The organism is uncultured Polaribacter sp., assembly GCF_947503875.1.
In the GTDB taxonomy this organism is placed as follows: domain Bacteria; phylum Bacteroidota; class Bacteroidia; order Flavobacteriales; family Flavobacteriaceae; genus Polaribacter.
The window spans coordinates 341,655-364,232 of record NZ_CANNFH010000005.1 but is presented as its reverse complement, the minus strand read 5'-3'; the positions used below and the strand labels follow the sequence as shown (position 1 = coordinate 364,232).

Genomic DNA, 22,578 nt, shown 5'->3' with positions numbered 1-22,578 from the left:
CTCGCTAATTTACAAAATGTTTTACAACTGCTTTTTTACAGTAGTTTTTTAAAAATATATTAACAAAATTTCAATCCGTTTTTTACGGTTAGCAACTTAGTTCTACTATGAAATCTCAAGACGTTCGTACCACTTTTTTAAACTTTTTTAAAGAAAAAAACCATTTAATTGTGCCTTCTGCACCTATGGTAACAAAAGACGACCCAACTTTACTTTTTGTAAATTCTGGTATGGCACCTTTTAAAGAATATTTCTTAGGAAACGGAAAACCTAAAAATAATCGTATTTCAGATTCTCAAAAATGTTTGCGTGTTTCTGGGAAACATAACGATTTAGAAGAAGTAGGTTATGATACTTACCACCACACTTTGTTTGAAATGTTAGGCAATTGGTCTTTTGGCGATTACTTTAAAAAAGAAGCAATTGCATGGGCTTGGGAATTACTAACAGAAGTTTACAAGATAGATAAAGACATCTTATATGTAACTGTTTTTGAAGGTTCTGATGATGCTGATAACCTTAAAATGGATACCGAAGCTTTTGATATTTGGAAACAATACATTGCCGAAGACCGAATTTTAAAAGGAAATAAGAAAGATAATTTTTGGGAAATGGGAGAGCAAGGCCCTTGTGGACCTTGTTCTGAAATTCATGTAGATATTAGATCTGCAGAAGAAAAAGCCAAAATTGATGGGCGTACTTTAATTAATGAAGATCATCCGCAGGTTGTAGAAATATGGAATTTAGTTTTTATGCAATTCAATAGAAAAGCAAACGGAACTTTAGAAGATTTACCCAACAAACATATAGATACTGGTATGGGTTTTGAGCGTTTGTGCATGGTTTTACAAGACGTACAATCTAATTACGATACCGATATTTTTAAGCCAATAATTACAGAAATTAGCACCATAACCAAGACAAAATATGGTATTAATGAAAAGCAAGATATTGCAACACGTGTAATTTCTGATCATGTAAGAGCGGTTGCATTTTCTATTGCAGATGGTCAATTACCAAGTAATACAGGTGCTGGTTATGTAATTCGTAGAATCTTAAGACGTGCCATACGTTATGGATTTACCTTTTTGAATAAAAAAGAACCTTTTATTTATAGGTTAGTTGCTATTTTAAGTGAGAAAATGGGCACTGCTTTTCCTGAATTAAAAGCACAAAAACAACTGATAGAAAATGTGATTAAAGAAGAAGAAACTTCTTTTTTAAGAACTTTAGATAAAGGTCTTATTTTATTAGACGGAATTATCAACCAAAATAAAACCAAAGAAATTTCTGGTGAAAAAGTATTTGAATTATACGACACTTTTGGTTTTCCTGTAGATTTAACGGCTTTAATTCTTTCTGAAAAAGGCTATACTTTAGATGAAAAAGGGTTTAATGAAGAGCTTCAAAACCAAAAAAATAGATCTAGAGCTGCTAGCGAATCTTCTACAGAAGATTGGACTGTTTTAAAAGAAGATGCTGTTGAAGAATTTATAGGTTATGACAGTTTAGATGCACTTGTAAAAATAACAAGATACAGAAAAGTAACCTCTAAAAAAGACGGTGAAATGTATCAACTCGTATTTAACTTAACACCTTTTTATCCTGAAGGTGGTGGGCAAGTTGGTGACAAAGGTTATTTAGAAACTGCTACAGGAGATGTAATTTATATTTTAGATACCAAAAAGGAGAATAACGTAATTATTCATTTTACTAAAAACCTACCCAAATCTTTAAACGACCGTTTTAAAGCAGTTGTAGATAAGAAACAACGTTATAGAACAGAATGCAATCATACTGCCACACACCTACTTCACCAAGCATTAAGAGAAGTTTTGGGCACGCATGTAGCACAAAAAGGTTCTGCAGTACACTCTAAGTATTTACGTTTCGATTTTTCTCATTTCTCTAAAGTAACTTCAGAAGAATTGCAAGAGGTAGAAAACTTTGTAAACAACAGAATTGCAGGAAAACTACCTTTAGTAGAAAACAGAAATATACCAATGCAACAAGCCTTAGACGAAGGTGCAATGGCTTTATTTGGCGAAAAATATGGCGACACTGTACGTGCTATAAAATTTGGGAGTTCTGTAGAATTATGTGGTGGAACACACGTTAAAAATACGAGTGATATTTGGCATTTTAAAATAAAATCTGAAGGAGCTGTTGCCTCTGGTATTAGAAGAATTGAAGCCATTACAAATGACGCTGTTAAAGACTTTTATACCGAAAACAACACTACATTATCTGAAATAAAAAACCTACTAAACAACGCTAAACAGCCTGTAAAAGCAGTGCAAAAATTACAGGAAGAAAATACAGAATTACAAAAACAAATTGAGCAACTTTTAAAAGAAAAAGCACAAAACTTATCAGGCGAAATTAGAAACCAATTGCAAGAAATAAATGGTGTACAATTTTTAGCAACTAAAGTAGATTTAGATGCCAATGGTATTAAAAACCTTGCTTTTAGTATTGGTAAAGAACATCAAAATTTATTTTTATTATTTGCATCTGCTCCTAAAAAAGACAAAGCAATGCTTACCTGTTATATCTCTAAAGAATTAGCAAATGAGCGTGGTTATGATGCTGGTAAAGTAGTTAGGGAATTAGGCAAACTGATACATGGAGGTGGTGGTGGCCAAAACTTTTTTGCAACAGCTGGTGGTAAAAATCCTGGTGGCATACCAAAAGTTTTAGAAAAAGCGCAAGCATATATAGTTTGAGTTTAAAATTTCTAAGCATTTTTTGTATTCTAAATAGCTAGTAAACAATTAAAATAATTTACTTAACTTTGATACAGAGCTAAGTAACTTTAATATACTAGCCAACATATTATGCCTTATTTAGATACTTTTTCTGGTGAATTTTCTTATAAACGAGCAAATCACTTATTAAAAAGAACATCTTTTGGAATTACTGAGACTATGGTATCTGAAGCTGTTTCTTTAGGTTTAGAAGCCACAATTACCAAACTTTTTGAAGAAAAAGCATTACCTGCACCACCTTTAAAAAACTTGCCTGATGGCAATGATAGAGGTCAATTAAATGATCCTGATGTAAAATATGGAGAAACATGGGTTAGTGCACCTATTTACCCAGACTTACCTACATCTCAAGAAAGAAATCGTGTTTTTAGGTATAGAAATAGGTCTTTGTATGCTTGGTCTTTTCTACAAATGCAAAATTCTGGAATTTGTATTAGAGAAAAACTAACACTATTTTGGCACAATCACTTTGTTTCTGTTAACGCAAATCCGCATAGAGAGTATTTTTACATAAATCTTCTTAGAAAAAATGCACTTGGTAATTTTAAAGAATTAACCAAACAAATTACAATTAATCAAAACATGCTACTTTATTTGAGTGGGCATGAAAACACAAACAAAGCACCTAACGAAAACTACTCAAGAGAATTATTAGAGTTGTTTACTATTGGTAAAGGAGAACCTGTTGGTAATGGAGACTATACGTTTTACACAGAAGAAGATGTAGTACAAATTGCTAAAGTATTAACAGGTTGGCGTGCAAGATGGATTAGACATGAAGCTCCTTTAGAGGCATACTTTACAAATAACAGACATACTAAAGGAGATAAAATACTATCTCATAGATTTAATAATGCCGTTATTAAAGAAAACGGAGCAGAAGAATATAAAGATGTAATTGATGTTATTTTTAAACAAGATGAATGTTCTCGTTTTATTACTAGACAACTTTATAAGTGGTTTATAAATGCAGAAATAACAGAAAATACTGAAACTAATATTATAGAACCTTTAGCAAAAATAATACGCGATAATAATTATGAAATTGCACCTGCCTTAAAAGTTCTATTAAAATCTGAGCACTTTTTTGAAACTACTTTCTGTATGATTAAAAGTCCTTTAGATTTAATGCTTTCTGCTACAAAAAGCTTAAACGCAAATTCACCCAATAATACTATAGAAGAAGAATACAATTTTGCCTACATTATGTATTTGGCTTGCACAGATTTAGGTCAATCTCTTTTTCATCATCCAGATGTTGCTGGCTGGAAAGCCTATTACCAAAAGCCACTTTATTACAAAACCTGGGTAAACACCTTCTTTTTACCTAAAAGGTTAGACTACTGTAAAACTCTTGTAACAGGTGGTAAATTAACTATAGATAAAAGAAAATATACTGTGCCACCTTTGGTGCCTGTTTTAGAAATTGCAGCTAGCATACCAAATGCACTAGACCCTAATATTTTAATTACAGAACTGGCAAATAGATTATTCAATTATGCGATTACACCATCTCAAACAGACAGCCTTAAAGCAGTTTTAATAGATGGCTTACCAGACTTTGAATGGACTATAGAATATGATAAATATTTAGAAAACCCTAATAATACAACCATAGCAATTTCTGTAGATAAAAAACTGCGCAATCTAATAGTGATAATGGTACAAATGTCAGAATTTCAAATCATGTAATATGAAAAAGAGAAAAACTTTAAATAGAAGAGATTTTATAAAACTAACTTCTGTTGCTTCTGCATCTTTACCTTTCGCTTTAAGTGGTTTTCCATTATATGCAAATAACAAACCTAAGGAATATCAATTTACAACAGATAATGAAAATGTATTAGTTTTAATTCAATTACAGGGTGGTAATGATGGTTTAAATACTGTTTTTGACTTGAATCAGTATGATAATTTACAAAGCGTGCGCTCTAATATAATTATACCTGAAACAGATTTATTGTCAGTAAATAGTACTACTAAATTTCATCCTGCTATGGCAGGTTTGCAAAAAGTTTGGAACGAAGAAAAATTGGCAATTGTACAAAATGTAGGTTACCCAAATCAAAATAGATCTCATTTTAGATCATCAGATATTTGGAATTCTGCCTCTGATGCAGATGATTTGATTTCTACAGGCTGGATTGGACGTTTTTTTGAAGAAAATAATTCTACTTTTCCAGAAAATTATCCGAATGAAAATGCAACTGATCCTTTTGCAATTACCATAGGTAGAATTGTTTCTGAAACTTGCCAAGGAACACAAGCCAATTTTTCTATGGCTTTAGAAGACCCACAAAACCCAGGCACAGCTTTAGCTGCAAACACAGGAAATATACCAGACAATTGCTATGGTAGCGCATTAAGTTTTGTAAACAGTACTATTGCACAAACCAATGCGTACGCTAATATTATAAAAAAAGCAGCTGATTCTGGCAATAATTTATCTGACAAATATAAGAGTACAGACTTATCTGAAAAATTAAAAAATGTTGCCAAATTAATTTCTGGAGGCATAAAAACTAAAGTTTTTGTAGTACAAATTGGTGGTTTTGATACACATGACAATCAAATTGTAGAAGGAGAAAGAAGTACAGGAAGACAGGCTGTTTTACTAGAAGAATTGTCAGATGCAATTGCCGCTTTTCAAGAAGATTTAGAATTGCTAAATATTGATAAAAAAGTAATTGGCATGACGTATTCTGAGTTTGGTAGAAGAATTCGTTCTAATGGAGGTCTTGGCACAGATCATGGTAGTGCAGCACCACTATTTATGTTTGGCAATTGTGCAAACAATAGTATTTTAGGTGATGCCCCAGAAATTGATACAGCTGTAGGTGAAAAAGAAGGTGTGCAAATGCAGTTTGATTTCAGAAATATTTACAGCACTATTTTAACAGATTGGTTAGGCGCAACAAAACAAGAAGCTACTAATGTATTATTTAATAATTTTGAAGCTTTACCACTATTTAAATCTGGTTGTTCTGCCGCACTTTCTACAGAGCGTTTTTTAAAGGAAGAATTTAATTTAAAGGTGTACCCTAACCCTGTAACTACCACATTAAATATTGAGTTTTTAGGTAATAATAACGCTGTAAACATTACTATTTACAATAGTATTGGCGCTGTAGTAAAACATGTTACCAACAAAAAATATTCCTTTAACCAACAAAATGTTACTGTAAATGTGGGTAATCTAGCAAAAGGTAATTACTTTGTACATTACCAGTCTAAAGGAGTTTCTAAAACTAAAAAGTTTTTAAAATATTAAATATTTTAAGGTGCTCCAAAAACCTTTACTTACTTTCGCTTAAGCGAAAAAATAAAAGATGAAACTTCAAACACAATTAACCCTAAAAAAACAGACTGAAAAACAAATTAGTTACCAGTCTAAAATTTTACTGTTAGGATCTTGTTTTTCTGAAAATATAGGGAGTAAGTTACACTATTATAAGTTTGATACCACCATAAATCCGTTTGGTATATTGTTTCATCCAAAGGCTATAGAAACTTTTATTACCAAAGCTATAAGTAAAACAGAAACAAAGGAAAGTGAGCTTGTTTTTAGTAATGAGTTTTGGCATTCTTTTAATGCGCACTCTAGCTTTCGCAATAGCGATAAAACTGAACTTTCAAAAAACCTGAATTTAATATTAGCAGATACATTTAAGGAATTAACTACAACATCGCATGTTGTAATAACTTTAGGCACTGCTTGGGTATATCGCTTTTTAGAATCTAAACAATTAGTTGCCAACTGCCATAAAATACCACAAAAAAACTTTACTAAAGAATTGCTTTCTATTGAAGAAGTTACCACTAGTCTACAAAAAATAATTTCACTTTTAAAAAGTATAAATAAAGATATAAATGTAATTTTTACGGTTTCTCCTATTCGTCATTTAAAAGATGGTTTTATAGAGAACACCTTAAGTAAATCTCATTTAATAAGCGGAATTCATAAAACAATAAATACAGTAACAAAAAATGTTTTTTATTTTCCGTCTTATGAAATTATGATGGACGAATTGCGTGATTATCGTTTTTATAAAGAAGATATGCTTCACCCAAATAAGGTTGCTATCAATTATATTTGGGAAAAATTTGTTGCTACTTGGGTTACAACTTCAGCAGAAAAAACAATGCTAAAAGTAGATACTATTCAAAAAGGACTTATACACAAACCTTTTAACCCAAATTCTGAACAACACCAAAAGTTTTTAAAACATTTAAAAGCCAAAATCTTAGAATTAGAACAAGAAATGCCCACTATAGATTTTCATTTAAACGAAAAATAAGCGCATTATTTCTAATCAATATAGAAAGTAATGCGCTTTTTTATAGGTTACTTTATTTTCAATTGAAATTACTACTAAACCTCAAAATTTAATTCTGAATTAAACGTAACTTGTTAAAGAAAATATTTCAGAAATTAATGCTAATCTAAAACTGCGGCAACATCTCCCCAAGGTCCACCATTTATAGCCTCTACTCCATTTTGGTTTAAAAACTGTGTTGCTTGTCCGCTTCTTGCGCCACTTCTACAAACGGCAATTACAGGCTTGTTCCAAGCTTTTATTTGTTCCAACTCTGTTGGTATTGTATTTAAAACTATATGTTTTGAATTTTCTATATGCCCTTCATTCCATTCTTCTAAAGTTCTTACATCTAAAATTACGGCATCTTTTGCTAAAAATTCTTTTATCTCTACACTCATATTTTTTCTTTTAAACATGCTAAATAAACCCATGCTATATTGTTTTGTTAATTACACAAAGCTAATCCATTTTCAATTAATTTTGTGTAACTTTTATTACTTTTTAAAATTTCTAAGTGTTGTAATATATCATTTTTAAGGGAAAAATTATATTTTTTGGCCAATTCATATAATTCTAAAGTTAACAACCAATCTTTTGGAAATGTTGTTGTTAATTGATTAAAAACGTTTTCTAGTTTTTTTTCTACTACTATATTACTTTCTCTTAATTGCCTAGTTTGGTCATATAAATTATAGAGAACTTTCTCTTTTTCCGAATATTTAATTTTATGCGTTTTTGTTTTAGAAACTTCACTTTTATCTAAAAAAGAATTTACATCTGCAGCATTAGAATACGCAGAAACTACTTCTTTACCAACTGCCATATCAAAAACACCCCATTCTGGTTTAAATAATATTTCTGTGCCATAAGAAACGGTACAATTTTTAAAAGTAATTAATAAAATTTTACCTCTTAAATCTCTAGTACCTGTAATTACATCTCCTTCTACTTTAACGCCTCCTTCAAACTCTAAACAAATTGTTTTTCCTTCGTAAATTTGGTAAGCTTCTAAATCTCTAGGACTCATGTTTTCTATAGCAATATTTATGCCTTTTAACTTACCAATTGGACTTCCAAAACCATTTTTATGAGTTTCTACACCATGGCCTATTAATTCTTTATCTCTATTTGCCAATGCAGTTTCGCCTGTTGTCTGAAAATAAATAGGTTTATTATTTTCATCTGAAATCACATTAGTAAAAACACCAGAAATTTGAATTCCAGTACTTAATTCTATAGTTCCTAAATTTTTAGAATTTATCAACTTTTGTATGCCTTTTAAGCCTCCTTTTCTTATGGCCATTTTATTGGCAAACTGCTCTAAAACCAAACTTAAATGTGCAAAATCTGGAGTTACAAATAATTGTGGTTGTGGTTTTGTAATATCAAAATTTACTGTGGCTGCTTCTATAGAGTAAGGTACTTTTTTTACTTTATCCTTTAAACACCAAGCACTTTCTCCTATAGATGAAAGTAAACCTGCACCGTAAATTTTAGGTTGTTCTAAAGTGCCAATTAAACCGTATTCTACAGTCCACCAATGCAAGTTTCTTATTTGTGCCATTTCAGACAATTCGCCCATATTATTTTGCAGAAACTCTACTGCTTCTTGTGCTTTTTGTATTTCTTCTTCAGAAGAATTTGGGTTTTCTTTTAAGATTGATAAAAGCCTGATCGCTTCATACATTTCGTAATCTGTTGCAGAAGATATTGCTTTGCTTCCAATTTCTCCAAAACGTCTTAAATATTCAGCATATTCTGGGTTTGCAATAATTGGTGCATGGCCTGCAGCTTCATGAATAATATCTGGCGCTGGCGTATATTCTATATGATTTATAGTACGCATATCAGATGCAATTACCAAAACATTATACGCCTGAAATTCCATAAAAGCATTTGGTGGAATAAAACCATCTACAGAAACTGCTGCCCAACCAATGTCTTTTAAAATTCGGTTCATGCCTTCCATATGTGGAATTTCTTCAACAGAAATACCTGTTTTTGAAAGTCCTTCTAAATAAGATTTATGTGCAACTTTACTTAAATAATCCACATTCATTCTCATTACGTAACGCCAAACAGCTTGGTTTTGTGCTGTATATTCGTTGTAAGGTTGTTTTACAACAAATTTATGCAGGTGTTTTGGCAACTTTTTTGTGACATTATTCAATTCGAAGTGTGTTTCCATAATATTATTGAATTATTCTTACAAAAATACGCATTTTAATAGTTAATATTTAAAATAATAAAAAGCTATTTTTTATCTTAGCCATCAATTACACTAAAAATGAAAAAAAGTTATTTTTTGATTTTTTTTACAATTCTATTTTCCTGTAAAAAACAAAGCTTAAATTTAGAAACAAGTTTTTTTAAAGATCTCGTAACACCAAAAACATACGTTGTTTATAAAACAGACAAACCACTTACTATTGATGGTATAGATGACGAAGATATTTGGAAAAACACAAAATACACCTCTAATTTTATAGATATAGAAGGCATAAAAACACCTAAGCAAGTTACCAAAGTTAAAATGCTTTGGGATGATGAGTATTTATACATTTATGCCAAATTATTTGAAGAACACATTTGGGCAGATATTACAGAAAGAGACCAAGTTATTTTTTTGAATAATGATTTTGAAGTATTTATAAATCCATCTAATGATGTTTACAATTATGGTGAAATAGAAATTAATGCCTTAGAAACTGTTTGGGACTTACTTTTAGACAAACCCTATTCTTTAGGAGGTAAACCCAAAAATGAGTGGAATTTAGAAGAATTAAAAGCAAAAGTTTTTATTGAAGGAACTTTAAATAATGCTAAAGATATAGACACATTTTGGTCTGTAGAAATGGCAATTCCGTTAAAATCTTTTGTAGCGCTAAAAAACTTACCTAGAGCAAAAATTAAAGATGGAGAACAATGGCGTATTAACTTTTCTCGCGTTAATTGGGATTTTGATTTGATAAATAACACATATGCAAGAAAAAAACGCGACAATAAATACCTACCAGAATATAATTGGGTTTGGTCTAACCAAGGCGAAATTAACATGCATTTACCAGAAAAATGGGGTTATATTCAATTTTCTAAAAATACACCCAAAAATGCAATACAATTTAAACACAAAACAGATGTACTTACAGAACAAATTATTTACACCCTTTTTAGAAGTATTTTATATAAAGATTTACAGTATCTAAAAAACAAAAAAGTTGGCACAATAACTGTTTTTGAGCCAATTAAAATTGAAAACAAGATTATTAACGTAACCTTTTTAAAAACCTTTTCTGGTTTTAATTTAAAAGTTACTACAGAAAATTCAACATATACAATTAACGAAAGCGGTTTTTTAAAAAAAGACCAGTAATAAATTTAAAATTATGATAAAAAATATTAGTTTATTTTGCTTAATGCTATGTATAATTTCTTGTAAAAACAATTCAAAAGACACAGAAGCTAAAACAAAGAAATTTATTATAAGCACTTGGGTTGGAGCTGGAAATAATTTTGAAGAAAACAACTGGAAAGAAAAATTAAGTTACTATGATTCTTTGGGTATAAGTGAGATATTAGTTGGAGCACCTCCAGAAATTTTAAAAAAAATAATCCCTCTTGCAAATCAAAAACAAATTAAAGTTCATGGTTGGTTATGGACTTTAAACAGGCCCAATGATACAATTGCTCAAAAGCACCCAAATTGGTATGCTGTAAATAGAAATGGTAAAAATTCTTTAGAATACAGAGCCTATGTAGATTATTACCAATGGTTAAGCCCTTTTCATCCCAAAGCAAAGGAATATATAATTAATAATGCTAAAAAACTTTTAAAAATAGAAGGTTTAGCATCTGTACATTTAGATTATGTTAGATATCCAGACGTAATACTGGGTGCAGATTTGCAACCAAAATATAATTTAGTACAAGAAACTGAAATGCCAGAATATGATTATGGCTACCATTCAATAGCAAGAGCAGGCTTTAAAAAAATATTTGGTAAAGATCCAATAGATTTTAAACATCCAGAACTATCTACAGAATGGAGACAATATCGTTTAAACGCAATAACTAATCTGGTTAATGAAATTGCAGAAATTGCACATGCTGAAAACAAAAAAATAACAGCGGCTGTTTTTCCTTTCCCAGAAATGTCTAGACAAATGGTTAGGCAAGCTTGGAACGATTGGAATTTAGATGCTGCCTATCCAATGTTATATCAAAATTTTTATCGACAAAATATAAATTGGATTGGTTTTGCTGCAAAACAAGGTGTTTCAGATGTTAATTTTCCAGTTATTGCTGGCTTGTATTCTCCTGCCCTAAGAAAAGCTAAAGATTTAGAAAAAGCTATAAAACTAGCGAAAGAAAGTGGTACAAAAGGTATTTCTATTTATACTGCAGACGATTTAACTGAAGAGCAGAAGCAAGTTTTAGTAGCATTAAAAAACAAGAAATAAAAAAGACTATCCTAAAACTAGAATAGTCTTTAATCTCTCTTTAATAAATTAATTCAAATAATTATAAAATAGAGTAATCTGATTTTTAAATTGTTAACTATTTATATAGACTTCTTTTTTTAAAAAACATTTCAAAAAATTAATTATTTTAACTGTTATTTAACATTTTGAATTTAACGTTATCGGTTTCGTAAAATAGTATTACAAAGCAAAAAAACTTTCTTATTTTTACCACTTAATTTTAGAAAATGGACAAGAAAGTAATCTTAATGATTTTAGATGGTTGGGGCATAACCCAAGACCCAAAAGTATCTGCAATATACAATGCAAAAACACCTTACATAAATAGCTTATATAATAAATATCCAAATGCAGAATTAAGAACAGATGGTTTACATGTTGGCTTACCAGAAGGTCAAATGGGTAATTCTGAAGTTGGCCATATGAATTTAGGTGCTGGTAGAATAGTGTATCAAAATTTAGCGAGAATTAACAAAGCAGTAGAAGATAAAACTTTAGGTAAAGAAAAAGTATTACTAGATACTTTAAAATATGCTAAAGAAAACAATAAAGATGTACACTTATTAGGCCTGGTCTCTAACGGTGGCATACATGCACACATTAATCATTTAAAGGGAATTTTAGATGTTGCTAAAGAAAATGCTGTAGACAATGTTTACCTACATGCATTTACAGACGGTAGAGATTGCGACCCTAAATCTGGCACATTTTTTATAAACGATATCCAGGAATATATGAAAGAAAGTACAGGAGAATTAGCTTCTGTTACAGGACGTTATTATGCCATGGATAGAGACAATAGATGGGAAAGAGTTAAAGAAGCCTATGATGGTGTGGTAAATGCTGTGGGTACAAAAACTACAGATGTTATTGCAGAAATGAATGCAAATTATGAAGAAGGAATTACAGATGAATTTCATAAATCTATTATAAATACAAATGCAGATGGTAGCCCAAAAACCCAAATAAAAGAAGGCGATGTTGTACTATTTTTTAATTATAGAACAGATAGAGGAAGAGAATTAACCAATGCTTTGTCTCAAAACGATTTCCCAGAATTTGGGATGAAAAAATTAGATTTATATTACACAACTATTACTTTATATGACGAAAGTTTTAAAGGAATTAATGTGATTTATAATAATGATAATATTAAAAATACTTTGGGCGAAGTACTTTCTAATGCTGGTAAAAAACAGATTAGAATTGCAGAAACAGAAAAATATCCACATGTTACTTTTTTCTTTTCTGGAGGACAAGAAGCACCTTTTAAAGGCGAATCTAGAATTTTAAGAAACTCACCAAAAGTTGCAACTTACGATTTAAAACCAGAAATGTCTGCTTACGAATTAAAAGATGCTTTGTGTGAAGATTTAGAAAAAGGAGAAGCAGATTTTGTATGTTTAAACTTTGCTAATGGAGATATGGTTGGGCATACAGGCATTATGGAAGCAGCTATTAAAGCCTGTGAAACAGTAGATGAATGTGCAAAAGCAGTAATAGAAACAGGTTTAAAAAACGGCTATTCTACATTATTAATTGCAGACCACGGAAATTGTGAAACGATGATGAATTCAGATGGCTCACCTCATACAGCGCACACCACAAACCCTGTACCTTTTATTTTAATTGATGAAGAAATAAAGTCGATAAAAAGCGGTATTTTAGGAGATGTTGCGCCAACTATTTTAGATTTATTAAATGTAGCGCAACCAAAGGAAATGACTCAAAAGTCGCTTTTGTAAATTACAAAAAATGAGATTTTATTTTATTTTATCATGTATTGTATTTGCCTCTTGTAGTAACACAAAGCAGGTAATTAATGCTACCAAAAACAAAAAAGGGGATTTAGTAGGTGTTGCTAACAAAGAATCTTTAAAAGCAGCACCTTACAATGTGTGGTTTAATAAAGGTTATACTAATTTTAAAGTAGACGAGACTACCATAACTGCAATAGAAAAAAACCTTAAAGGTGTTAAAATTAAAAGCTTTATGGGTACTTGGTGTAAAGATTCTAAAAAGGAAGTTCCTCATTTTTTTAAAATCTTAGAAGCAGCCAATTTTAACTTAAAAAACCATGAATTAATTACTGTAAATAGAAATAAAAAAACACTAAACAAACTAGAAAAAGGTTTTCAACTTTTACGTGTACCTACATTTATTTTTTATAAAGATGGCGCAGAAATTGGACGTTTTGTAGAAAGACCGATAGAAACATTAGAAAAAGATATTTTAAAAATTGTTTCAGGGAAACCTTATAAACACGCTTACGATAGTAGTAAATAAATGAAAAGTAATAATTTAATAGTAGCAATAGATTTTGACGGCACTGTTGTAAAAGATGCTTATCCTAAAATAGGGAAACCCCAATTATTTGCTTTTGAAACTTTACGCAAGTTAAATTTAGAAGGATACAGATTAGTGCTATGGACATATAGAAGTGGCCAAAAACTTGATGAAGCTGTTTCTTTTTGTAAAGAAAATGGTGTAGAATTTTATGCTATAAACAAAAGCTTTCCAGAAGAAGAATTTGACCCAAAATACAGTAGAAAAATAAATGCAGACATTTTTGTTGACGATAGAAACATTGGCGGCTTTATTGGATGGACAGCTGTTTACAGACAACTACTAAATCATGATATTAAACCAAAGAAAAAAAAAGGTTTTTTATCTTTTTTCAAATAACAATTAGCACTAACCATTTGCTTAAATTATAGTAACTTTGTGGTTCAATTTTTTTAAAATGATTAAAATAAAAACCAAAGAAGAAATAGAAATTATGCGCGAAAGTGCATTAATAGTTTCTAAAACACTAGGTATGCTTGCTAAAGAAGTTAAACCAGGTGTTTCTACTTTATATTTAGATAAACTAGCAGAAGATTTTATTAGAGCAGAAGGTGCAATACCCGGTTTTTTAGGACTGTATGATTTCCCTAACACATTGTGCATGAGTCCTAATGCGCAGGTAGTACATGGTATTCCTAATAAAGAACCTTTAAAAGAAGGAGATATTATTTCTATAGATTGTGGTGCTAAAAAAAATGGTTTTTATGGAGATCATGCCTATACATTTGCTGTTGGCGAAATTGCTGAAGAAACCAAAAAATTACTAGATGTTACCAGACAAAGTTTATATGTGGGTATAAAAGAATTTAAAACGGGTAATAGAGTAGGAGATGTTGGTTTTGCTATTCAAAAATTTACCGAAGAACATGGTTATGGTGTTGTAAGAGAATTAGTAGGTCATGGTTTAGGAAGAGAAATGCATGAAGACCCAGAAATGCCTAATTATGGCAAAAGAGGACGAGGCAAAAAGTTTGTAGAAGGTATGGTTGTTGCCATTGAACCGATGACAAATTTAGGAACACACAAAATTAGACAACATGCAGATGGTTGGACAATAACTACCCTAGACAATAAACCTTCTGCCCATTTTGAGCATGATGTTGCTATTTTAAACGGAAAACCAGAATTACTCTCTACCTTTAAATACGTACATGATGCATTAGGTATTGTTACCAATGAAGAAGATGAATTTAGACAATAAAACAGTTTTAAATTGCATATTAATAACGTATACTATAAATGTCTCTATTTAAATCTGTCTTAAACACCATACCAAGACCTTTACTTATAAAAGCAAGTTACTGGATAAAACCATTGATAACTTGGTATTTAAAAGGAGACAATTTTACAGATCCCATAGATGGTAAATCTTTTAAAAAGTTTTTACCTTATGGCTACAGCAAACAAAGAGAAAATGCACTATCACCTTCTACTCTATCTTTAGAAAGACATCGCTTAATGTGGCTTTTTTTGCAAGATGAAACCGATTTTTTTACTTCAACAGAAAAAATAAAAGTATTACATATTGCACCAGAACAATGCTTTTTAGATCTGTTTAAAAAACAAAAAAACTTAGAGTATACAACATCAGATATAGAATCTCCTATTGCAGATGTAAAAGCAGATATTTGTGATTTACCTTTTAAAGATAATTCTTTTGATGTTGTTTTTTGCAACCACGTTTTAGAACACATTAAAGACGACACTAAGGCAATGCAAGAGCTTTTTAGGGTATTAAAAAAAGGCGGTTTTGGTATTTTCCAAATTCCGCAAGATTTAGCTAGAGCACTAACCTTTGAAGATCATTCTATTGTAGATAAAAAAGAACGTACTAAAATATTTGGGCAATATGACCATGTTAGAGTGTATGGAAGAGATTACTTTGATAAATTAAGGCAAATTGGTTTTAAAGTAGATGAGGTGGATTATACAAAAAAAATCGCTCCAGAAAAACTAGAACGATTTTGTTTGATGAAAAATGAGATTCTTCCTGTTTGTTATAAATAATTTACTTTTGAAACTTTCTAAGAAAGTCAGCCATTTTTTCTAGTTCTTCTTCACCTTTAATAATCTTACCTTCATTAAAAATCTGGTAAACTCCATCTTCTAACTTTACAATTTTAGAGTTACCTTCATACACTTTAAACGGGTCTACAGGTTCATTAATTTCTGTTCCATTTTGGTTAATCCAACAAACAGTATCATCTTTAAAAGCTTGTAATTTATTTTCGTGAAAAGCTCCAATATATTCTAAATTAGTTGATGCTAAAAGCATAGTGCCATCAATAGAAAACAAATAACCATGTACTTTATAGTTTCCTTTAGCGTAAATTGGATGCACACCACCTCCTAAATGACCACCAAAAAAATACCAATCTTTACCCAATTTAATTTCACCATCATTATTGTATTTCTTAATTCTATCATTCTTTTTCAAAGCTTTTAAAACATCTTCTAAATTTGCAAGTCTAACTACCTTATGTTGCACTAAATCAAATACTAAAGGTTCATAAGAATTATTAAGATAAGTAACTAATCTACCATTTGCCCTAGGCAACATTACTTTACCATAGTGTGTAGAAAGTGGATTAATATCAGAAGGCGGTGGTAAAGTATTTCCAGATCCATTAGTCGTATTTAAATAATAGATTTTTGTTGGTCTCGTTTCTGTGTTTTGCAGCACAATATAACCATCGTAACTTACACCAAAACCATATTCTTCAGCTTTTACAATAACCTCTGCTCTATCATTTACAATTCCATAATTACCATTAAATGTAAAGAGCGCAAAGTTCTTAGAATTAAAGCTATAAATGGTATCTGCAACTATGGACAAAGCTTTTGACTTATTATTCCAAATAGTTTTTAAAGAATCTATTTTTTTTAATTCTTTTTCCTTTCTAATTCGTTCTAATTCTTTTTTAGTTATTTTTTTTTCAACTTCTTTAATGGCATCTATAATAGACAGCTGCATGTCTAAATTTTCTGAAAACACTTCTGTTCTATTATTTTTATCCAACAAAAAGTATTGCTTAGAGTAGTAAAGCGCTTTATTTAAAAAATCTAATTGTAACTCTTCTGTTTTTTGTTTATCAAATTCATCAAAATAAATTGTGGCACCCAAAGAGGCAACTTCTTTATCTTTTATAGCATCCATATAAGTCATTGCTTTTTCAAAGGAAACACGAGCTCCTTTAAAATCAATTTCTGCTGCAGAAATTCTAGCCCTTTTTAGATAAACTCTAGCAAAATCTGCATTTGACTGCGCTAAAATAGGTGTTAAAGATAAAATACCAATAATTAACAATATTTTTTTCATAGTAGATTTTACAGTTAACTGTTTGATTGGCAAGATAATGAAAAAATATTTTTTAGACCTATTAAAAACCTACCTAATTATAGGTATAATTAGTAAATTCTAATAAATCACCCTCATTATTTGTATAAATTAAAATTGCCTGAATTTCTGGGTGTTTTTGTAAAAATTCTATTGAAGATTGTAAGCCCATAGCCATAAATGCAGTTGCATAGGCATCTAAATCTGCACAATCCAAACCTCCAATAATAGATGCACTTAATAAATTGCTCTGCAATGCATAGCCAGTTTTAGGATTAATGGTATGCACATACTTTGTGCCGTCATCAAGAATTCTAAATTTTCTATAATTTCCAGAAGTAGCCATGGCTTTATTAGAGAGGTTTATTTTTTTAAATCCGTTATTTGTTGCAGACTTTACTGGGTCTATTAATTTAATTACCCATGGTTTGTTTTCTTTTTTAGTGCCTTTGGTTCTAATTTCTCCACCAATTTCTACTAAAAAATTTACAACCTTATTCTTTTCTAAAAAACGTGCAATTACATCTAAAGCATACCCTTTTGCAATGGAGTTAAAGTCTAAATAAACTTCTGGATACTTTTTTACAATTTTATTATTTTGTAGGGCTACATTGTTTAATCCCACAAACTTCATTTCTTTTTCAATTTGCTCTTGTGAAAGATTGTTTTCTTCATTCTTTGGCCCAAAACCATAAGCATTAACTAAATTGCCCACTGTAGGATCAAAATAACCATTTGTTTCTTTAAAAATTCTTTTAGATTTTTTAAATACCTCAACAAAATATTCATCTACAATTACAGAGGTATCTCCTGCATTTATTTTAGAAATATCTGAAGTTGATATGTAAGTAGATAGTGAATTGTTAATATCTTGAAATAAACGATCGATATCTTTTTGATAATTCTGTTTTCCATCTAAATAAATAATCTTGTACGTAGTACCAAAGACAAAGCCTTTTAAAGTATAATCTTTTGAAACCTTCTGTTCTTTGCAAGCACATAAAATTAAAATAAATAGCAATAAATGGATGTATTTAAGATGTTTCATAAAAAATTGTTAGAGAATACAAAAATAGTGCATAAAAATTTCACAAAAAATAAACAAATCTTATTTTAATTCGGCTAATTTATTAAATTTGTAATTCACATTAAAGTTAGAAGTAGATAACAATGAAAAAAATATCGTTAATACTATTATCAGGAATTTTAGTAACCTCTTGTGTTTCTAAAAAAGAGTTTGTAGCCTTACAAGAAGCAAAGTCTAAAACAGAAAATGAACTTTTAGCAGTTAAAACTAATCTGCAAAAATGTTTAATTGAAAATGAAAAAGAATCTGCAAAAGCTTTTGCCTTATCTGAACAAGTAAAATATTTACAAGAAGATAAAAAAGTAGCCCTAAAACAAGTAGAAAATTTAACTGTTTTAACACAATCTTCTTCTAATAACATTAAAAATGTAATTTCTCAATTAAGTGAGAAAGACAAGTATATTAATGGGGTTAGAAAAGCCATGACGCAAAAAGACTCTTTAAATTTAGCTATAAAATATCACTTAACAAGAAATTTAACAGATGGTATACAAGATAAAGATATTGAGGTAAATGTAGAAAAAACTGTAGTTTTTATCTCTATTTCGGATAAGTTGCTATTTAAAAGTGGAAGCTACAACGTAACTGAAGGTGCATATACAGTTTTAGAAAAGATAGCAAAAGTTGTAAACGATCAACCACAAATGGAAGTTATGATTGAAGGCCATACAGATGCTACTCCAATTAAAAGAGATTTAATACAAGATAATTGGGATTTATCTGCATTAAGAGCAACTTCTATAACTAGAATTTTACAATATAAGTATGCTGTAAAGCCAGAGCGTTTAATAGCTGCTGGTAGAAGTCAATATATACCTTTAGCTGGAAATGATTCTGTCGAAGGACGCGCTAAAAACAGAAGAACAAAAATTATAATTATGCCTAAATTAAATCAGTTTTTTGATTTGTTAGAGCAAGATGCTAAATAGTTTTTTAGTCACAATAATTCTAAAAGAGATTACTTGTTAAAGTAATCTCTTTTTTTTGTCTTTGCAGATGCATATTTTAAATCTAAAAAAGGATAAGGATAGTAATATTTAAATTTACAGAAAGGCTTTACTTGGCATAAAAATGCATAATTTTAAAATATTATAACAACGTTATTTTAAAAAGAAAGAAAGTATAAAATATTCAAAAAAAAAAAAAAAACATCTAAAAATTATTTTTTAGATGTTTTTTTTATTTGAATCACGTATAAAACTGCTTAATACGCTCTTTTATCATTACCTTCATAAAAATTAATAAACGCCTGATTCACAACTCGCATTCCTCCTGGAGTTGGGTAATTACCAGTAAAATACCAATCTCCTAAATTATCTGGACAAGCTTTGTGCAAACCTTCTATAGATTGATAAATAACCTCAACATCTGCATTTATATCTTTCGTTTTTAGCATTTCTGCTATTTTGGCAGAAATTTCTTCTGCTGCAAAAGGTTTATAGATTTCCTTTACATAATTAATAACATCTTCATCTTTTGCATTTTGCTGAGCTTTAGATTTGTTGTAAACGTCTGTAATTATGTGTTCTTGTTTGGTATCTTTTAATAATGCTATAGCTGCTTTAAATGCTATAAAAGCATCTATTCTTGCCATATCTATACCATAACAATCTGGATAACGAATTTGTGGCGCAGAAGAAACTACCACAATTTTTTTAGGACTTAAACGATCTAAAATTTTAATAATACTTTTCTTTAATGTAGTACCACGTACAATACTATCATCTATAATTACTAAATTATCAGTTGGTTTTACAACGCCGTAAGTAATGTCGTAAACATGTTCTACTAAATCGTCTCTAGAATTATCATCTGCAATAAACGTTCTTAGTTTTGCATCTTTAATAGCAATTTTTTCAAAACGCGGTCTTTCAGATAAAATTTGGGTTACTCTTTCTGCTGATAAATTTTTACCACCGGCTAAAATTTTGGCCGTTTTCTGCTGATTTAATAAATCTTCAGCAGCCTCTGTCATTCCATAAAAAGAAGTTTCTGCTGTATTGGGTATGTAAGAAAATACCGAATTTGAAATATCTGAATCTATCGATTTTAATATTTTAGGAAAAACATTTTTTCCTAAATTTTTTCGTTCTTCATAAATACCTGCATCACTACCTCTAGAAAAATAAATACGCTCAAAAGAACAAGATTTTTTTTCTTTTGGTTCTATAACTTTTTTTATTGCAGTTACACCACTTTTCTTTATAATTAAGGCATGCCCTCTTTCTAACTCTTGAATTTGATCTATTTTTAGATTGAAAACAGTTTGAATTACAGGTCTTTCTGACGCTACAACAACAACTTCATCATCTTCATAAAAATAAGTAGGTCTAATTCCATTAGGGTCTCTTAACACAAAAGCGTCTCCATGACCTACTAAACCTGCCATTGCATAACCACCATCCCAATTTTTAGAAGATCTTTTTAGAACCTTTTTAAGACTTAAATTTTCTTCAATAAAAGGAGAAGCATTTTTCTTACTAAATCCTTTTTTCTTTGCTTTTTGATATAATTTAGCGACTTCATCTTCTAAAAAATGACCAATTTTTTCCATTACAGTAACCGTATCTGTAAACTCTTTTGGATGCTGCCCTAATTCTACCAACTCTTCTAACATTTGTTTAGAGTTAGTCATATTAAAATTACCTGCAACAATTAAGTTTTGATGGCGCCAATTACTTTGTCTTAAAAAAGGATGCACACTTTCTATACTGTTTTTACCAAACGTACCATAACGCACATGACCTAAAAATAAATTCCCTATATAAGGCATGTTTTCTTCTTGCCAAGCAACATCATTTTTTTTATCTGGGTTTTCTTCTAAAACACCATTTAAACGCGAATTTATTTGTCCAAAAATATCTTGTATGGGCTGGGATTGATTTGAACGAACTCTACTTACATATCTTGTACCAGGTGCAACATTAAACTTTATACTTGCAAAACCAGCACCATCTTGCCCACGATTATGCTGTTTTTCCATTAACAAATACATTTTGTTAATTCCGTAAAAAGCAGAACCATATTTATCTTTGTAAAATTGAAGTGGTTTTTTTAATCTTACTAATGCAATTCCACATTCATGCTTAATAGCGTCACTCATTTTTGTGTAGTATTATATTATGTTTTGTAATAAAAAAAATCCGCGTGTATAAACGCGGATTAAAATTATGATAAATCTATATCAAATTGTGTTAATTCTTTAAAAGCTTTTAAGCGATTTTTTACCTCTGCCAATGTTAGCTCTTGCATACGCTCTGTACCAAATTTCTCTACACAAAAGGATGCTAAATTAGAACCATAGATAATAGCATTCTTCATGTTTTCGAAAGAAATATCTTGTGTTTTTGCCAAATATCCGCAAAAACCTCCAGCAAAAGTATCTCCTGCTCCTGTTGGATCAAAAACCTCTGCTAAAGGCAAAGCTGGTGCAAAAAACATTTTATCTTCATTAAATAACAAAGCACCATGTTCTCCTTTTTTAATAACCACATATTTTGGCCCCATTTTATGAATCTTTTTAGCGGCATTTACTAAAGAGTATTCTCCAGAAAGTTGCCTTGCCTCTTCATCATTAATCGTTATTACATCTACTCTTTTTAAAACCGCATGCAATTCATCTAAAGCAATATCCATCCAAAAATTCATAGTATCTAAAACTACTAATTTTGGTCTTTCTGTCATTTGATCTAATACAGATGCTTGTGTTAACGGGTGTAAATTACCCAACATAACTATAGCTGAATCTTTAAAACTATTGGGTACAACTGGTGTAAAAGTTTCTAAAACATTTAATTCTGTGATTAAAGTATCTCTAGAATTCATATCATTATGATATTTACCACTCCAAAAAAACGTTTTACCGTCTTTATCTATTTCTACACCATCTGTATTAATTCCTTTGGCGTTCATCATTTTTAAATCTGACTCTAAAAAATCTGCACCAACTACAGAAACCACACCTGTTTCTATACCAAATTGAGACGCTGCTAAACCTATATAACTTCCTGAACCGCCTAATATTTTATCAGTTTTACCAAATGGTGTTTCTATGGCATCAAACGCAACAGTACCTACTGCTAATAATTTACTCATATTTTTATAAACCTCTTTTAATAGAGGAATTTATTTTAGTAATTGGTATCATAAAAACCTATTTACTATTTTAATATTCTATTTACTTTACAGGTTCTACGCCTTTTTTGTCGTATTTTTGTACTTAGACTAAAGGAAGTAATAA

At 30.1% G+C, this 22,578-nt stretch carries 18 protein-coding genes; 12 read left to right on the top strand and 6 right to left on the bottom strand.

All coding sequences use genetic code 11. The annotated features are described in order from the left end of the window. Nucleotides 1–107 precede the first annotated feature (107 nt). The 4 genes from alaS to Q0684_RS10520 all read left to right on the top strand — a co-directional run bounded on the left by alaS (nt 108) and on the right by Q0684_RS10520 (nt 7,066). The gene (gene alaS / locus Q0684_RS10535; protein ID WP_299016351.1) at nt 108–2,726 is read left to right on the top strand and encodes an alanine--tRNA ligase; all 2,619 of its coding nucleotides are present in this window, start codon (nt 108–110) and stop codon (nt 2,724–2,726) included. A gap of 111 nt (nt 2,727–2,837) precedes the next feature. Beyond that, nucleotides 2,838–4,460, top strand: coding sequence for a DUF1800 domain-containing protein (locus tag Q0684_RS10530; RefSeq protein WP_299016348.1), 1,623 nt, complete (start codon nt 2,838–2,840; stop codon nt 4,458–4,460). Between the two features lies 1 nt (nt 4,461). Next, complete coding sequence (locus tag Q0684_RS10525) at nt 4,462–6,039, top strand: DUF1501 domain-containing protein (RefSeq protein WP_299016345.1); 1,578 nt, start codon at nt 4,462–4,464, stop codon at nt 6,037–6,039. 58 nt (nt 6,040–6,097) lie between these two features. Continuing rightward, entirely contained in the window at nt 6,098–7,066 is a 969-nt protein-coding gene (locus Q0684_RS10520) for a GSCFA domain-containing protein (protein ID WP_299016342.1), read from the top strand. A gap of 140 nt (nt 7,067–7,206) precedes the next feature. Here the strand turns inward: Q0684_RS10520 and Q0684_RS10515 are convergent, their stop codons facing one another. Both Q0684_RS10515 and Q0684_RS10510 read right to left on the bottom strand, forming a co-directional pair. Next, a complete protein-coding gene (locus tag Q0684_RS10515) occupies nt 7,207–7,485 on the bottom strand; it encodes a rhodanese-like domain-containing protein (protein ID WP_299016339.1) in 279 nt (92 codons plus the stop codon). Nucleotides 7,486–7,532: 47 nt separating this feature from the next. Continuing rightward, nucleotides 7,533–9,275 carry an aromatic amino acid hydroxylase gene (locus tag Q0684_RS10510; protein WP_299016336.1) on the bottom strand — a complete coding sequence of 581 codons (1,743 nt, stop codon included), beginning with the start codon at nt 9,273–9,275 and terminating at the stop codon, nt 7,533–7,535. Nucleotides 9,276–9,392: 117 nt separating this feature from the next. Here Q0684_RS10510 and Q0684_RS10505 point away from each other — a divergent pair, with 117 nt between their 5' ends. The 7 genes from Q0684_RS10505 (at nt 9,393) to Q0684_RS10475 (ending at nt 15,921) form a co-directional block, all read left to right on the top strand. Next, nucleotides 9,393–10,460, top strand: coding sequence for a carbohydrate-binding family 9-like protein (locus tag Q0684_RS10505; RefSeq protein WP_299016333.1), 1,068 nt, complete (start codon nt 9,393–9,395; stop codon nt 10,458–10,460). Nucleotides 10,461–10,473: 13 nt separating this feature from the next. Next, nucleotides 10,474–11,547, top strand: a complete 1,074-nt coding sequence (locus tag Q0684_RS10500; RefSeq protein ID WP_299016331.1) for a family 10 glycosylhydrolase — start codon at nt 10,474–10,476, stop codon at nt 11,545–11,547. A 248-nt stretch (nt 11,548–11,795) separates the two neighbouring features. After that, the gene (gpmI, locus tag Q0684_RS10495; RefSeq protein WP_299016328.1) at nt 11,796–13,313 is read left to right on the top strand and encodes a 2,3-bisphosphoglycerate-independent phosphoglycerate mutase; all 1,518 of its coding nucleotides are present in this window, start codon (nt 11,796–11,798) and stop codon (nt 13,311–13,313) included. 10 nt (nt 13,314–13,323) lie between these two features. After that, nucleotides 13,324–13,854, top strand: coding sequence for a thioredoxin family protein (locus tag Q0684_RS10490; protein ID WP_299016325.1), 531 nt, complete (start codon nt 13,324–13,326; stop codon nt 13,852–13,854). Then, nucleotides 13,855–14,253, top strand: coding sequence for a BT0820 family HAD-type phosphatase (locus tag Q0684_RS10485; protein ID WP_299016322.1), 399 nt, complete (start codon nt 13,855–13,857; stop codon nt 14,251–14,253). It begins immediately after the preceding gene. Nucleotides 14,254–14,311: 58 nt separating this feature from the next. Beyond that, nucleotides 14,312–15,115: a type I methionyl aminopeptidase gene (map, locus tag Q0684_RS10480; RefSeq protein WP_299016319.1), complete on the top strand. Its 804-nt coding sequence runs from the start codon at nt 14,312–14,314 to the stop codon at nt 15,113–15,115. 38 nt (nt 15,116–15,153) lie between these two features. Next, nucleotides 15,154–15,921 carry a class I SAM-dependent methyltransferase gene (locus tag Q0684_RS10475; RefSeq protein WP_299016316.1) on the top strand — a complete coding sequence of 256 codons (768 nt, stop codon included), beginning with the start codon at nt 15,154–15,156 and terminating at the stop codon, nt 15,919–15,921. Nucleotide 15,922: 1 nt separating this feature from the next. Here the strand turns inward: Q0684_RS10475 and Q0684_RS10470 are convergent, their stop codons facing one another. Continuing rightward, a complete protein-coding gene (locus Q0684_RS10470) occupies nt 15,923–17,233 on the bottom strand; it encodes a hypothetical protein (RefSeq protein ID WP_299016313.1) in 1,311 nt (436 codons plus the stop codon). Nucleotides 17,234–17,306: 73 nt separating this feature from the next. Then, the gene (locus tag Q0684_RS10465) at nt 17,307–18,299 is read right to left on the bottom strand and encodes an FAD:protein FMN transferase (RefSeq protein WP_299016310.1); all 993 of its coding nucleotides are present in this window, start codon (nt 18,297–18,299) and stop codon (nt 17,307–17,309) included. A 122-nt stretch (nt 18,300–18,421) separates the two neighbouring features. On the opposite strand from Q0684_RS10465, the gene Q0684_RS10460 reads away from it, so the two are divergent. Next, on the top strand, nt 18,422–19,267 hold the full coding sequence (locus Q0684_RS10460; RefSeq protein ID WP_299016307.1) for an OmpA family protein: 846 nt from the start codon (nt 18,422–18,424) through the stop codon (nt 19,265–19,267). Between the two features lie 275 nt (nt 19,268–19,542). Here Q0684_RS10460 and Q0684_RS10455 read toward each other — a convergent pair whose 3' ends face one another. Further along, the gene (locus Q0684_RS10455) at nt 19,543–21,441 is read right to left on the bottom strand and encodes an amidophosphoribosyltransferase (RefSeq protein WP_299016305.1); all 1,899 of its coding nucleotides are present in this window, start codon (nt 21,439–21,441) and stop codon (nt 19,543–19,545) included. 65 nt (nt 21,442–21,506) lie between these two features. Next, nucleotides 21,507–22,433: a PfkB family carbohydrate kinase gene (locus Q0684_RS10450; RefSeq protein ID WP_299016303.1), complete on the bottom strand. Its 927-nt coding sequence runs from the start codon at nt 22,431–22,433 to the stop codon at nt 21,507–21,509. Nucleotides 22,434–22,578 lie beyond the last annotated feature (145 nt).

Coding starts and splice junctions, on each gene's coding strand:
- alaS (WP_299016351.1), top strand. CDS start 108: ATGAAATCTCAAGACGTTCGTACCACTTTTTTAAACTTTTTTAAAGAA.
- Q0684_RS10530 (WP_299016348.1), top strand. CDS start 2,838: ATGCCTTATTTAGATACTTTTTCTGGTGAATTTTCTTATAAACGAGCA.
- Q0684_RS10525 (WP_299016345.1), top strand. CDS start 4,462: ATGAAAAAGAGAAAAACTTTAAATAGAAGAGATTTTATAAAACTAACT.
- Q0684_RS10520 (WP_299016342.1), top strand. CDS start 6,098: ATGAAACTTCAAACACAATTAACCCTAAAAAAACAGACTGAAAAACAA.
- Q0684_RS10515 (WP_299016339.1), bottom strand. CDS start 7,485: ATGAGTGTAGAGATAAAAGAATTTTTAGCAAAAGATGCCGTAATTTTA.
- Q0684_RS10510 (WP_299016336.1), bottom strand. CDS start 9,275: ATGGAAACACACTTCGAATTGAATAATGTCACAAAAAAGTTGCCAAAA.
- Q0684_RS10500 (WP_299016331.1), top strand. CDS start 10,474: ATGATAAAAAATATTAGTTTATTTTGCTTAATGCTATGTATAATTTCT.
- gpmI (WP_299016328.1), top strand. CDS start 11,796: ATGGACAAGAAAGTAATCTTAATGATTTTAGATGGTTGGGGCATAACC.
- Q0684_RS10490 (WP_299016325.1), top strand. CDS start 13,324: ATGAGATTTTATTTTATTTTATCATGTATTGTATTTGCCTCTTGTAGT.
- Q0684_RS10485 (WP_299016322.1), top strand. CDS start 13,855: ATGAAAAGTAATAATTTAATAGTAGCAATAGATTTTGACGGCACTGTT.
- map (WP_299016319.1), top strand. CDS start 14,312: ATGATTAAAATAAAAACCAAAGAAGAAATAGAAATTATGCGCGAAAGT.
- Q0684_RS10475 (WP_299016316.1), top strand. CDS start 15,154: ATGTCTCTATTTAAATCTGTCTTAAACACCATACCAAGACCTTTACTT.
- Q0684_RS10470 (WP_299016313.1), bottom strand. CDS start 17,233: ATGAAAAAAATATTGTTAATTATTGGTATTTTATCTTTAACACCTATT.
- Q0684_RS10465 (WP_299016310.1), bottom strand. CDS start 18,299: ATGAAACATCTTAAATACATCCATTTATTGCTATTTATTTTAATTTTA.
- Q0684_RS10460 (WP_299016307.1), top strand. CDS start 18,422: ATGAAAAAAATATCGTTAATACTATTATCAGGAATTTTAGTAACCTCT.
- Q0684_RS10455 (WP_299016305.1), bottom strand. CDS start 21,441: ATGAGTGACGCTATTAAGCATGAATGTGGAATTGCATTAGTAAGATTA.
- Q0684_RS10450 (WP_299016303.1), bottom strand. CDS start 22,433: ATGAGTAAATTATTAGCAGTAGGTACTGTTGCGTTTGATGCCATAGAA.